9 protein-coding genes and 1 pseudogene are annotated in these 12174 nt (G+C 75.4%); 2 read left to right on the top strand and 8 right to left on the bottom strand.

The annotated features are described in order from the left end of the window. Nucleotides 1-56 precede the first annotated feature (56 nt). The 4 genes from MA879_RS07480 to trhO all read right to left on the bottom strand — a co-directional run bounded on the left by MA879_RS07480 (nt 57) and on the right by trhO (nt 6784). Nucleotides 57-1079: a Ppx/GppA family phosphatase gene (locus tag MA879_RS07480; RefSeq protein WP_248124697.1), complete on the bottom strand. Its 1023-nt coding sequence runs from the start codon at nt 1077-1079 to the stop codon at nt 57-59. 4 nt (nt 1080-1083) lie between these two features. After that, nucleotides 1084-3939: a type I DNA topoisomerase gene (gene topA / locus MA879_RS07485; RefSeq protein ID WP_248124703.1), complete on the bottom strand. Its 2856-nt coding sequence runs from the start codon at nt 3937-3939 to the stop codon at nt 1084-1086. A 278-nt stretch (nt 3940-4217) separates the two neighbouring features. Beyond that, complete coding sequence (locus tag MA879_RS07490; protein ID WP_248124706.1) at nt 4218-5858, bottom strand: DUF7059 domain-containing protein; 1641 nt, start codon at nt 5856-5858, stop codon at nt 4218-4220. Continuing rightward, on the bottom strand, nt 5855-6784 hold the full coding sequence (gene trhO / locus MA879_RS07495; RefSeq protein WP_248124710.1) for an oxygen-dependent tRNA uridine(34) hydroxylase TrhO: 930 nt from the start codon (nt 6782-6784) through the stop codon (nt 5855-5857). Before trhO ends, MA879_RS07490 begins: the two co-directional genes overlap by 4 nt. 97 nt (nt 6785-6881) lie before the next feature. Between trhO and MA879_RS07500 the strand changes: the two genes are divergently transcribed. After that, on the top strand, nt 6882-7661 hold the full coding sequence (locus tag MA879_RS07500; protein ID WP_248124713.1) for a GNAT family N-acetyltransferase: 780 nt from the start codon (nt 6882-6884) through the stop codon (nt 7659-7661). Nucleotides 7662-7828: 167 nt separating this feature from the next. Next, nucleotides 7829-10258 (top strand): DEAD/DEAH box helicase, encoded by a 2430-nt coding sequence (locus MA879_RS07505; RefSeq protein WP_248124729.1) that lies wholly within the window; start codon nt 7829-7831, stop codon nt 10256-10258. Here the strand turns inward: MA879_RS07505 and MA879_RS07510 are convergent. The 4 genes and pseudogenes from MA879_RS07510 to MA879_RS07525 form a co-directional block, all read right to left on the bottom strand. Further along, on the bottom strand, nt 10180-10587 hold the full coding sequence (locus tag MA879_RS07510) for an Rv3654c family TadE-like protein (RefSeq protein WP_135029761.1): 408 nt from the start codon (nt 10585-10587) through the stop codon (nt 10180-10182). The two genes, MA879_RS07505 and MA879_RS07510, sit on opposite strands and share 79 nt — an antisense overlap. After that, on the bottom strand, nt 10584-11051 hold the full coding sequence (locus MA879_RS07515; RefSeq protein ID WP_248124716.1) for a TadE family type IV pilus minor pilin: 468 nt from the start codon (nt 11049-11051) through the stop codon (nt 10584-10586). The genes MA879_RS07510 and MA879_RS07515 overlap by 4 nt, the downstream gene beginning before the upstream one ends. Further along, nucleotides 11044-11277 carry a DUF4244 domain-containing protein gene (locus tag MA879_RS07520; RefSeq protein ID WP_248124719.1) on the bottom strand — a complete coding sequence of 78 codons (234 nt, stop codon included), beginning with the start codon at nt 11275-11277 and terminating at the stop codon, nt 11044-11046. The genes MA879_RS07515 and MA879_RS07520 overlap by 8 nt, the downstream gene beginning before the upstream one ends. A gap of 189 nt (nt 11278-11466) precedes the next feature. Beyond that, nucleotides 11467-12174: pseudogene (locus tag MA879_RS07525) on the bottom strand (type II secretion system F family protein); the annotation flags it as partial.

A 12174-nucleotide genomic window follows, 5' to 3' on the forward strand; every position in this document is an offset into this window, starting at 1 on the left:
GCGGCTCCCCGGGCAGACGCGCGTGGGAGCCGGCGCCCGACGTCGGCACGGTCATCTCAGCGCACTCCCAGGCGCAGGCCCGGCAGCAGCGAGTCCGTGTTGAGGTTGATGTGGCCGACCCCGCGGCCGCCGTCCCGCGTGAGGTGGCCCTCGAGCATGAGGGCGTCGAGCCGGTTGAGGATCAGGCCCTCGCGCAGCGCCCACGGGCAGATCTCCAGCTGGGCCACGCCGAACGTGCGCATCGCGGCCAGCGCGACGACGGCGCCCGCCAGCACCTGGGGCGCGCGGACCTCGGAGACACCGGGCAGCTCGGCCCGCTCGTCCCACGTCATGGCGGCCAGGCGATTGACCCACAGCTGCAGGTCGTCGGCGCGCAGGTGGCGCTTCACGTGCGGGCCCGCCGCGGACGGGGCGGCGCCCGTGAGGCGGGCGAGGGACCGGAACGTCTTGGACGTGGCGGTGACGGCGAGCGGGGCCTCCGTGGGAGGGAACCGGGTGAACGCCTCCTCGAGGCGCGCCTCCACGTGCTTGCGCAGCCGCTTGACGCCCTTGGGGCTGGGCGGGTCGTCCGGCAGCCACTCGCGGGTGAGCCGGCCCGCCCCCAGGGGCAGGGAGACGGCATGGCTGGGCAGCTCGTCCTGGCCGTAGGCGATCTCGAAGGAGCCGCCACCGATGTCGAAGTTCAGGATCGAGCCGGTGCCCCACCCCTGCCAGCGGCGCACCGCGAAGTACGTCATCGCGGCCTCCTGCTCGCCGGAGAGCTCCATGAGGTGGACCCCGGTCTCCGCCTCCACGCGGGCCAGCACCGCGGGCCCGTTGGCGGCCTCGCGGATGGCGGAGGTGCAGAAGGAGATCATGTCCTCCGCCTCGTGCTCTTCGGCGAAGGCCACGGCCTCGCCGATGAACCCGACCAGCTCGTCCTGGCCCTCGGTGCTGATCGCGCCGTCGTCGTCCAGGAAGAGGATCAGCGGCAGGGAGCGCTTGTGGTCGGCGTACGGGGTCGGCCGGGCGCCCGCGTGCGCCTCCACTAGGAGCAGGTGCACGGTGTTGGACCCGATGTCCAGGACGCCGAGGCGCACGCGCTCAGCCCTTCTTCCGGGCGGCCGGCTTCGCGGCAGTGGTCTTCTTGGCGGCGGTGTTCTTCGCGGCCGGCTTCCGGGCCGGGGCCTTCTTCGTGGCCGGGCCCTTGGCGCGCTTGTCCGCGAGCAGCTGGTAGGCCTCCTCCGCCGTGAGCTCCTCGGGCTGGCGGCCGCGCGGGACGGTGATGTTGGTGACGCCGTCCGTGATGTACGGGCCGAAGCGGCCCTCCTTCACGGTGACCTTCTTGCCGGAGACCGGGTCCTCGCCGAACTCGGCCAGCGGCGGCTTGGCGGCCCCGCGGCCACGCTGCTTCGGCTGGGCGTAGATCTCGAGGGCCTGCTCCTGCGTGATGCTGAAGATCTGGTCCTCGGACTCGAGCGAGCGCGAGTCCGAGCCCTTCTTCAGGTAGGGCCCGAAGCGCCCGTTCTGGGCGGTGATGACCTCGCCCTCGGCGTCCGCGCCCACGACGCGCGGCAGGGACATCAGCTGCAGCGCCTGCTCGAGGGTCACGGTGTCCACGGACATGCTCGTGAAGAGGGAGCCGGTGCGGGGCTTCTCCTTGGCCGGCTTCTTCTTCGGCTTGGGCTTGCCGTTCTTGTAGTACTCGGTGGGCTGCGCGTCGAGCCAGGCCTGCAGCTCCTCCTCGGTCATCTCGGGGATGACCTCGGTGACGTAGGGCCCGTAGCGCCCATCCTTGGCGACGACGGTCCGGCCCGTCTCCGGGTCCGTGCCGAGCTCGCGCTCGGAGGGCTGGGCGGTGGCGAACAGCTCCTCGGCCTTGGCCGGCGTCAGCTCGTCCGGGGCCAGGTCCTCGGGGACGTTGGCGCGCTCCGGCGCGGTGCCCTCCGGGGCCCCTTCGGGGAGGCGGCGCTCGAGGTACGGGCCGTACTGGCCCACGCGCAGCGTGATGTCCTCGGTGACGGGCAGGGAGTTGACGGCCCGGGCGTCGATCTCGCCGAGGTTCTCCACGACGTTCTTGAGCCCCTCCACGCCCCGCTCGGTCTGCTCGGCGGGGGCGCCGAAGTAGAACGTCTGCAGCCAGGCCTCACGGGCCAGCTCGCCGGCGGCGATGCGGTCCAGGTCGTCCTCCATGCGGGCCGTGAAGTCGTAGTCGACGTACGTGGCGAAGTGGTCCTCGAGCAGGCCGATCACGGCGAACGCGGTCCAGGACGGCACCAGGGCGTTGCCGCGCTTGGTCACGTAGCCGCGGTCCATGATCGTGGAGATCGTGGGCGCGTAGGTGGACGGGCGGCCGATCTCGCGGCGCTCCAGCTCGGCGACGATCGAGGCCTCCGTGTAGCGCGCCGGCGGGGAGGTCTCGTGCCCGGTCGGCTCGATCGGGGCGCCCGTGAGGGTCTCCCCCTCCCCGACCTGCGGCAGGCGGCGGCCCACGGAGTCCTTGTCCTCCGCGTCCTCCTTCTCCACGTCCCGGCCCTCCTCGTAGGCGTCGAGGAAGCCCTTGAACGTGATCACGGTGCCGGAGGCGGCGAACTGGGCCGTCCGGCCGTCCTCGGCCGTGGCGGAGAAGCGCAGCGTGGCGGTGTAGCCCTTGGCGTCGGCCATCTGCGACGCCACGGTGCGCTTCCAGATCAGCTCGTAGAGCCGGAACTCGTCCGGCCGCAGCTCGGCCTTGACCTGCGCGGGCGTGCGGAAGGCGTCGCCCGCCGGGCGGATGGCCTCGTGGGCCTCCTGTGCGTTCTCGGAGCGCTTGGCGTAGACGCGGGGCTTGTCCGGCACGGACGCCGCGCCGTAGAGCTCGGTGGCCTGCGTCCGGGCGGCGCCGATCGCCTCCTGGGAGAGGTTCACCGAGTCCGTGCGCATGTAGGTGATGTAGCCGTTCTCGTACAGGCGCTGGGCCACCTGCATGGACACCCGCGAGCTCATGCGCAGCTTGCGGGAGGCCTCCTGCTGGAGCGTGGAGGTGGTGAACGGGGCCGCCGGCCGCCGGGTGTACGGCTTGTCCTCCACGGCATCCACCGTGAAGTCCTTGCCGGCCAGGCCCGCGGCCAGCGACGACGCCGCCGCCTCGTCCAGGTGCGTCACCTTGCCGGCGGCGGAGTCCTTGAGCGCGCCGGCGTCCGTGAAGTCGCGGCCGGTGGCCACGCGGGAGCCGTCCACCGTGCTGAGGCGGGCCGTGAACGAGCTGCCCACGGCGTCCGCGGCCTGCGCGCCCTCGGCCACCGTGAAGGTGCCCTCCACACCCCAGTAGCGGGCGGAGACGAAGGCCATGCGCTCGCGCTCGCGCTCGACGACGAGGCGGGTGGCCACCGACTGCACGCGGCCCGCCGAGAGCCCGCGGGAGACCTTGCGCCACAGCACGGGCGAGAGCTCGTAGCCGAACAGGCGGTCCAGGATGCGGCGGGTCTCCTGCGCGTCCACGAGGTGGGTGTCCAGCTCGCGGATGTTCTCGAGGCCGCGGCGCACGCCCTCCTTGGTGATCTCGCCGAAGGTCATCCGGTACACGGGGACCTTGGGCTTGAGGGTGTCCAGCAGGTGCCACGCGATGGCCTCGCCCTCGCGGTCCGCATCGGTGGCGAGGTAGAGGGCGTCCGCGTCCTTAAGCTCGCGCTTGAGCTCGGTGACCTTCTTCTTCTTGTCCGGGTGCACCACGTAGTACGGCGTGAAGCCGTGGTCCGTGTCCACCGCGAACTTGCCGTAGGGACCCTTCTTCATGTCCGCCGGCAGGTCCGAGGGCTTGGGCAGGTCCCGGATGTGGCCCACGGACGAGTCCACCACCCAGCCGGAGCCCACCGCGTTCAGGTACTTCGCGATGGACTTGCTCTTGGCCGGGGACTCCACGATGACCAGCTTCTTGCCCTCGGGCGTGGAGCCGGTCCTGGACGCGGATGCAGGGGACAAGGGGGGTTCCTCCTCGGACGGGGATGGGCGGGACCGCCGACGACGGCGCCGCTCCGGCGCCCGTCATCCTACGGGCCGATCCCTCCACACTATCCACATCCGGCGGACGCCGTACGGCGCGGGGGTGCGGGCGGTGGACGACGGCGACGGGCCACGGGGCATCGCGAGCGTTGGGGTGGGCATGCATCGGAGCCGGGATGCATGCCCAGCCCAACGCTCGGCGAAGGGGCGGGGGGCAGGGCAGCGGGTGGATGCGACGGCGCACGGCCGGCGTCGCGTCAGGCCTCCACCAGGAACCCGTCCTCGTAGAGCTCGCGGATCGCCGCCAGCAGGCCGGCCCGGCCGGCCTCGTCGAACTCCAGCAGCGCGGCGACCGCGCCCACCAGCTGCCCCACGGACAGCTCGCCGTCGCTGGCCGAGAGGACGCCCGCCGTCGCGGTGTCCAGGCGCGCCACGCGCCGGAACCCGGAGCCCTGCCGGGCCAGGATCACCTCGGGGTGCTCGGCGCCGAACCGCTGGTGCCGCTCCTCGGTGACGTCCGCGGCGACCTCCAGGTGCAGGGCGCGCAGGGCGGCCAGTGCCGGGTCGCCGGGCGCCTCACCCGCGTCCGCGGTCGCCAGCCGGTCCCGGCGGGCGACGGCGGCGGCCCAGGCCCCGCCGATCGCGTCGTCGATCGGCTGGGTGAGCTCCTCCACCACGGTCCATGCCCGGCCCTGGGAGCCGTCCTCCACAGGACGCCTCAGCCACACGTGGCCGAAGCCGACGCCGGCGACGCCCCGGGCCGCGAAGTCCGCCAGGTAGCCCCGGTAGGCGGCCTCGTAGGCCGAGGGATCCAGCTCGAGCGAGGAGTCCTGCAGCCACGTCTCGGCGTAGCCGGCTGCGTCCTGGAGGTCGCGCTGCACGATCCAGGCCTGCATCCCCGGGGCCACCCAGGAGCGGGGGCGGGCGGCCCAGTCGGAGGCGGCGGGGCCGTCGTCGTCGGCCGTCGAGGTCGAGGCCGCCGCCGGGATCTCCCAGTTGGCGAGCAGGTGCGCGGTGCCACCGGGGGTCAGGTGCGCCGTAACCGCGGCGATGAACTCCGCGACGAGGCGGTCCCCCTCGCGGCCGCCGTCGCGGTAGACCATCACCGGCGCGTCCGGGTCGGTGCGCGGGGTGATCACGAACGGCGGGTTGGAGGCCACCAGGTCGAACCGGCGGCCGGCCACCGGCTCGAGCATGTCCCCGACGAGCAGCTCCACGCGCTCCTCCGGATGCTCGCGGTCCAGGCCGAGGACGTCCGCATTGAGCAGCAGGTTGAACCGGGTGAACTCGAGGCAGCGCGGGGCAAGATCCGTGGCGGTGACGTGCCGGGAGTGGGCGAGCAGGTGGAGGGTCTGGATGCCGCAGCCGGCGCCGACGTCCAGGGCGGTGTCCACGGGGCGGCGGTGCACGGCTCCGGCCAGGGTGAGCGAGGCACGGCCGACGCCGAGGACGTGCTCCGCCGGTAGGGGTCCGCGCCGCTGCAGGGCGGTCTGGTCCGAGGCCACCCACATCCGGCCGGGCTCGTCCGTCGCATAGGGCGAGAGGTCGCACGTGGCCCGGACGGCGCCCGCCGGGTCGCCGGGGCGGCCGTCGACGACGAGCCCGGCCTCCCGCAGCCCGGCCAGCCCCAGCGCGGGGACGGCTGCCGCGAGGTCCGCGGCGGGCACGGGGTCGCCCAGCATGAAGGCGCCGACGACTGCGGCCAGCGGGCGGTCCTCGGGCGCCACGCCGGCGGCGCGCACGGCACGGGCCGCCTCGGCGTGCTCGCGGTCCAGGGCGGTCACGGCCATCGGGCCCAGCAGGGCCTCGACGGCCTCGGAAGTGTACGGCAGGGCGGCGAGGTCCGCCGCGAGCGCGGCCCCCGTCGACGGGGTCAGGACGGGGGCGGGCAGGCTCATGCGGGGGTCCTCTCCAGGGCGTGGGTGGCGGCGCGGTCCGCGCACACGGGGCAGCGGTGCTCGGGGTGGGCGCCGACGCAGCCGGGGCAGCGGACCTCGAGGGTGGTGCAGGCGCTGTCGGCGCAGTTGGCCAGGCGGGAGGTGGGCCCGCCGCAGGTGACGCAGCGTCCGAGGGTGGCGGCGTCGTCGGTGAAGCGGACGGACAGGCGGCGGTCGAACACGGCGAGCTCGCCGTGCCACAGGCCGGCGTCCCCGAAGGCCTCCCCGTAGCGGACGATGCCGCCGTCGATCTGGTAGACCTCCGCGAACCCGCGGTCCTTGAGCAGCGCGGAGAGGACCTCGCAGCGCACCCCGCCCGTGCAGCAGGAGACCACCGGCGAGTCCCTGAGGTGGTCGAGGGCGCCGGAGTCGACGGCCGCGAGCAGGTCCCGCGTGGTGTGCGCCTCCGGGACCACGGCCCCCTCGAACCGGCCGATCTGCGCCTCCACCGTGTTCCGGCCGTCCAGGAACACGACCGGGCGATCGGTGCCCGCACGCTCGGCCACGAGGGCGTGGACGCCCTGCGGGGACAGGTGCTCGCCGGTGCCCACCACGCCGTGCTCGTCCACGCGGACGCGGCCCGGGGCGCCGAACGCCACGAGCTCCGGCCGCACCTTGACCGACAGACGCGGGAAGTCCTCGGCCGACCCGTCCGACCACTTCACGTCCAGGTCGGCGAACGCGGGGTGCTCGCGGGTGCCCTTCACGTAGGCCTTGACGGCGTCCACGGGCCCGCCGACCGTGCCGTTGATCCCCTGCGGGGACACGATGATCCGCCCGGTCAGACCGAGGGAGGCCGCGAGGGTGCGCTGCCAGAGCCGCACCGCCTCCGGGTCGGCGAGCGGGACGAAGCGGTAGTAGAGGACGATGCGGGAGACGGTGGTCATCGGCGTCGAGCCTAGTCGGCCGCGCACGGCTCCGAATGTGACGCGGCCCACGGGCAGACCGTGACCGGCGACCCCGCGGGGAAGTACGCTCGACGGCATGACGCAGAGCATCGACGACACCCTGGTGGGCACGTGGTTCGCCGCGTGGTCCCGCTCCCGCGGCTACGAGACCCGCACCGAGGACGGCCTGCGCTCGGCGCTGCGCCAGAAGTGGCCGGCCCGGCGCATCCCGGGCGGCTCCGGCCGGGCGACGCTCGACATCCCGATGACGTGGGAGCACATCCTGGTCGAGCCCGACGCCGCCGCCCTCGCCCCGGCCCTGCGCTCCCTGGAGGAGCAGCCGGACCGCCTGATCACGGTGTTCGGCGAGACCTCCGAGGACCTGACCGCGGCGGGCCTCCACAACGCCGCCGAACCGGAGCGGTTCATGACCGTGGCCCTGGACCCCGAGGTCCAGGACGTCGAGCTGCCGCTCCTGCCGGAGGGCTACGAGGCCCGCGTGGACGAGCCGGTGGAGGGCGCGCGGCGCCTGCGGCTCTACGCGACCGGGGACGCGTCCGCCGCCCCCGACGGCGAGGAGCAGCTCGCCGGCCTCGGCTGGGTCACCTTCGAGGGCGACACCGCCGTCTACGACCGCATCTGGACCTCTCCGCACTACCGCCGCCGCGGCCTCGGCAGCCTCCTCATGCGGTACCTGACCAGCGAGGCCCTCAGCGCCGACGCGGACCTCGAGCACGGCCTCCTCGTGGCCTCCCCGGACGGGCAGAAGCTCTACGGCCATCTCGGCTGGACCGACCTGGGCCCCGTCAGCCTCTGGACCCGCGCCGAGGACGACGAGGCCGCGGAGGCGGAGCACACCGGCACGATGGGGCGGTGACCCCCTCCCCCGACGACGGCGTCCCCTGGCCCGAGGGCGACCCGTGGGGCGAAGGGCCGGAGGTCGCCCCCGCGGGGGACACGCCCTGGCACGACGCCGGCCCCTGGGCGCCGCCCGCAGACCTCGCCGCGGCCTCCCCGGAGGCGCGCGGGGCGCTCGCGGCGGCGCTGGGCCGCCGGTCGTTGCCGGAGCAGGTCCGGCATGTCACCACGCTGCCGGCCCGGCAGGCGCGCACCGCGGCCTGGCCGGAGGGGACGCCCGAGGGGCTCGTGTGCGCCTTCGCGGCGCGCGGCGTCGAGGCGCCGTGGGAGCACCAGGTGGCGGGGGCGGCGTCGGCGCTGGCCGGGCGGCACACGGTGCTCGCCACGGGCACCGCCTCCGGGAAGTCGCTGGGCTACCAGCTGGCCGTGGGGACCACCCTGGCGGACGACCCCCGCGCCACCGCCCTGTACCTGGCGCCCACCAAGGCCCTCGCCGCGGACCAGCTGGCCTCGTGGCGCGCCCTCGAGCGGGACGGCGCCCACTGGCTGCGGGCCGCCCCGTACGACGGCGACACGGCCCCCCAGGACCGCATCTGGGCCCGGGAGCACGCGAACGTCCTGATGACGAACCCGGACATGCTGCACGTCGGGATCCTGCCCCACCACGAGCGCTGGGCGACGTTCCTGCGCCACCTGGCCTACGTGGTGGTCGACGAGTCCCACACCTACCGCGGCGTGTTCGGGTCCCAGGTGGGCATCCTGCTGCGGCGCCTGCGCCGGGTGGCCGCCCACTACCGGGGCGAGCGCCCCGCGGCGGTGTTCCTCGGGGCCTCGGCCACCTCGGCCGCGCCGGCGGAGCACTTCGCCACGCTGATCGGAGCGCCGGCCGTGGCCGTCACCGACGACGCCTCCCCGCACGGGGCCGTCCACGTGGCGTTCTGGGAGCCGGAGCTGACCGACCGGCGCGGGGAGAACGGCGCGCCCGTGCGGCGCTCCGCCACGGCCGCCGCCGCCGACCTGGTGACCGACCTCGCCCTGCAGCAGGTGCGCACGCTCGCGTTCATCAAGTCCCGTCGCGGCGCCGAGGTGATCGCGAGCACCGCCAAGCGCCAGCTCGAGGAGGTGGAGGCCGGCCTCGGAACGCGGATCGCCGCCTACCGCTCCGGGTACCTGCCGGAGGAGCGGCGCGCCCTCGAGGAGGCGCTGCGCTCGGGACGGCTGCTGGGGATGGCCTCGACGCCGGCGCTCGAGATGGGGATCGACATCGCCGGGCTCGACGCCGTGGTGGTGGCGGGCTGGCCGGGGACCCGCGCGTCGTTCTTCCAGCAGATCGGACGCGCCGGGCGCGGCGGACAGGACGCCCTGGCGTTCTTCGTGGCCTCGGACGACCCGCTGGACACGTTCGTGGTGGACCACCCGGAGGCCGTGTTCGACCTCGGCGTGGAGGACACCGTGCTGGATCCGGCCAACCCGCACCTGCTGGGCCCGCAGCTGTGCGCGGCCGCCGCGGAGCTGCCGCTGGCCCCGGACGCGCTCGCGTGGTTCGGGGATCCGGCGCGGGTGCGCGCGCTGCTGGACGTGCTCGTGGAGCAGGGGCTGCTGCGCCGCCGTCCGGCCGGGTGGTTCTGGACGCACGCCGAGCATGCCGCCGCCCTGGTGTCCCTGCGGGACGACGGCGGCGGGCCCATGGACATCGTGGACGTGGAGTCCGGCGCCCTGCTGGGCACCATGGACTCCCCCCAGACGCACTACCAGGCCCACCCGGGGGCCGTGTACGTCCACCAGGACCGCACGTTCCTGGTGGAGGAGCTGGACGAGGACGGGCACGCGGTGCTGGTGCGCCGGGCCTGGCCGGACTTCACCACGCAGGCCCGGGACGTCACGGAGGTGGAGATCGTGGCCGTGCACCGCCGGCTCGACGCGGCCGGATCCTCGCTGCGCTGGTGTCTCGGGGACCTGCAGGTGCGCACCCAGGTGATCTCCTTCCAGCGCAAGGCGCTGCTGTCCGGGGAGGTGCTGGGCGAGGAGCCCCTCGACCTGCCGGCCCGGGACCTGTTCACCTCCGGCGTGTGGTTCCAGGCCTCCTCGGACGAGCTGGTGGCCGCGGGGCTGACCATGGACCGGCTGCCCGGCGCCCTGCACGCGGCCGAGCACGCCATGATCGGCATGATGCCGCTCGTGGCCTCCAACGACCGCTGGGACATCGGCGGGGTGTCCATGGTCCTGCACCCGGACACCGGCTCCCCCGCGGTGTTCGTGTACGACGGCCGCCCCGGCGGGGCCGGGTTCGCCGAGCGCGGCTTCGCGCAGGCCCGCCGCTGGGTGGAGGCCACCGCCGGGGCGATCGCCGCGTGCGAGTGCGAGGACGGCTGCCCCTCCTGCGTGCAGTCGCCCAAGTGCGGCAACCGCAACAGCCCGCTGGACAAGGCCGGGGCCCTCACTGTGCTGCACTTCCTGACCGAGCGGTTCGACAGCCTCGCCGAGGTCCCGGTCGGCGTCCCGGACGTGACCGGGGCCGAAGGCCGGGCCACCGCTGATCACCCCGGCCCAGTGCCCGGGTGCGGGGCGCCGGCGACGGCGACCGCCTCTCCCGGCGGCAGCGGCACCGGGCCCTGACGCACCTCCACGGCCACGCGCATCGACCCGTCCTGACGGGCCGTGCACTCGGTGACGACGGCCCCGTTGCGCTCGGCCGTGTCCTCGGCGATGCCGCAGGGGTCGTGGTCGGACAGCCCACGGCGGGCGTCCGAGGCCGCGAGCGCGGCCAGGTCCGCGGCGCCGGAGGCCCGGGCGGAGACGACGGCGGCCTCCCCCACCGCCAGGACGGCGGCGAGCAGGCCCGCGGCCAGGAGCACCGTGCCCAGCACCGTGACGGATCCGGAGCCGGTGTCGTCCCGCCACGGCGGCCGGGGCCCGGTGGTGGCGACCTCGCCGGGGGCACTCATGAGCGCACCGGGAAGGGCGGCGGCTGCAGCGGGGCGGAGGCCTCGGCGCTCAGCAGCGCCCCGGCCAGGAACCCCGGGCCGGCGTGGGTGACGGTCACCGTGGCCCAGCCGTCGCCCGTCGCCAGGTGCACGTCCGCGCCGTCCCCGGCCATGCGGGCGGCGGCGGACCGGGCGGCGGCCTCCCCGTCCCCCCGGGCGAGCACCCGCGCGGCGGAGGCGGCGGCGTCCTGGTTGCGGACCTGCTGCACGGCGCCGGCGCCGGCCAGCAGCACCGCCACGAGCATCAGGACGGCCGCCGGCAGGAGCACGGCGTACTCGGCCGTGAGCGCGCCGCGGTCGCCGGCGAGGAGCCGCCGCCCGCCCGGTCGGCCCTCGCACCGGGTCCGGGAGCCGGGACGGCCGCCGCCGGTCCGTCCGCCACGGGGGCGGACGGACCGGCGGAGGGTGGAGCGGTCCTCAGTCACGGGTCAGCGCCTGGGAGACGAGGTCCACCAGCAGGCCCTGCACCTCGGAGCTGGTGAGGACCACGGCGAGCACGCCGGCGAAGCCGACCGCGGCGAGCGTGAGGATGCCGTACTCGGCGGTCTGCGCGCCGGTCTCGTCCGTGGCGGCCCCGGTCAGGGCGGCGGCGCGCTCGGCGCCGAGGGTGGTGGTGAGGGTCTGCTGCAGGGCGGTGGAGATCGGGGTCATGGGATTCCTCCTGGGTGTGGGGCCGGCTCGGTGGCCGTGCCTCGGTGTGATGGCTGCGTCCCGGGTGGGCCGCTGATCCCAGACTGGGCGGCCGGAGCGCCCGGCGGGTGAGCGGGGTGTGCGGCCGTGGACGACGCCCCGGGTGCCGGCACCCTGTGCAGGAGCGGACCGCCCTCACCGTCCCCGCGGTCAGCCGCCGCCGAGCAGCGCGAGAGCCATGGGCGCCACTCCCCAGCACACGAACGCCGGCAGCTGGCAGAGCCCGAGCGGGACCACGAGCCGCACCGCCAGCTCCTCCGCGGCGCGCTCGTCCGCGCGTCGCCCCGCCTGCCGCAGACCTGCTGCGGCGGCCGCGAGCGTCCCCTGCCCGGCCATGCCGGTGCGGTGCAGGGGGCGCAGCCGCTCGCCCAGGGTGCGCCAGGAGGGCCGGTCCGCGACCGGCTCCCACGCCTCGTCCCAGTCCGCGCCCCAGCGCAGCAGCGTGGTGACCACGCGCAGGTCCTGCGCGCCGGGCAGGCACACGGCGACGTCGTCGAGCGCCGCCGGCAGGGAGCGCCCCGCCCCCAGCAGGGCCGCCGCCACGTCCAGCACGACGGCGGGGTCCGCCTCGGACTCGTCTCCGGCGGCGCGGCGCACGGCCAGTCGCGTCCAGGCGCGGCCGGCCGCCGTGAGCGCGCCGCCGAGCACCAGGAGCATCCACCCGAGCGGGGTGGCCAGCAGCTCCACGGGACCCATGCCCAGCAGCCAGGCCAGGCCGAGGCCGCCCACGGGCAGCCAGGAGAGCAGCCGGGCGGTGGCCCGGGGTCCGGCCGCGGCGGACCGGCGCGCCCGCGCGGCGTCCAGCCCGGCCTCGAGCGCGTCGGCCAGGCGCACGGCCACCGCGGACGGGGCGGCCCC

The organism is Micrococcus lacusdianchii (genome assembly GCF_023155805.1).
Lineage (GTDB): Bacteria > Actinomycetota > Actinomycetes > Actinomycetales > Micrococcaceae > Micrococcus > Micrococcus lacusdianchii.

What these genes read in the sequence shown, in the direction of transcription:
- MA879_RS07520 (WP_248124719.1), bottom strand. Translation starts at nt 11,277, where the DNA reads ATGACCCCGATCTCCACCGCCCTGCAGCAGACCCTCACCACCACCCTC.
- MA879_RS07500 (WP_248124713.1), top strand. Translation starts at nt 6,882, where the DNA reads ATGACGCAGAGCATCGACGACACCCTGGTGGGCACGTGGTTCGCCGCG.
- trhO (WP_248124710.1), bottom strand. Translation starts at nt 6,784, where the DNA reads ATGACCACCGTCTCCCGCATCGTCCTCTACTACCGCTTCGTCCCGCTC.
- MA879_RS07510 (WP_135029761.1), bottom strand. Translation starts at nt 10,587, where the DNA reads ATGAGTGCCCCCGGCGAGGTCGCCACCACCGGGCCCCGGCCGCCGTGG.
- MA879_RS07490 (WP_248124706.1), bottom strand. Translation starts at nt 5,858, where the DNA reads ATGAGCCTGCCCGCCCCCGTCCTGACCCCGTCGACGGGGGCCGCGCTC.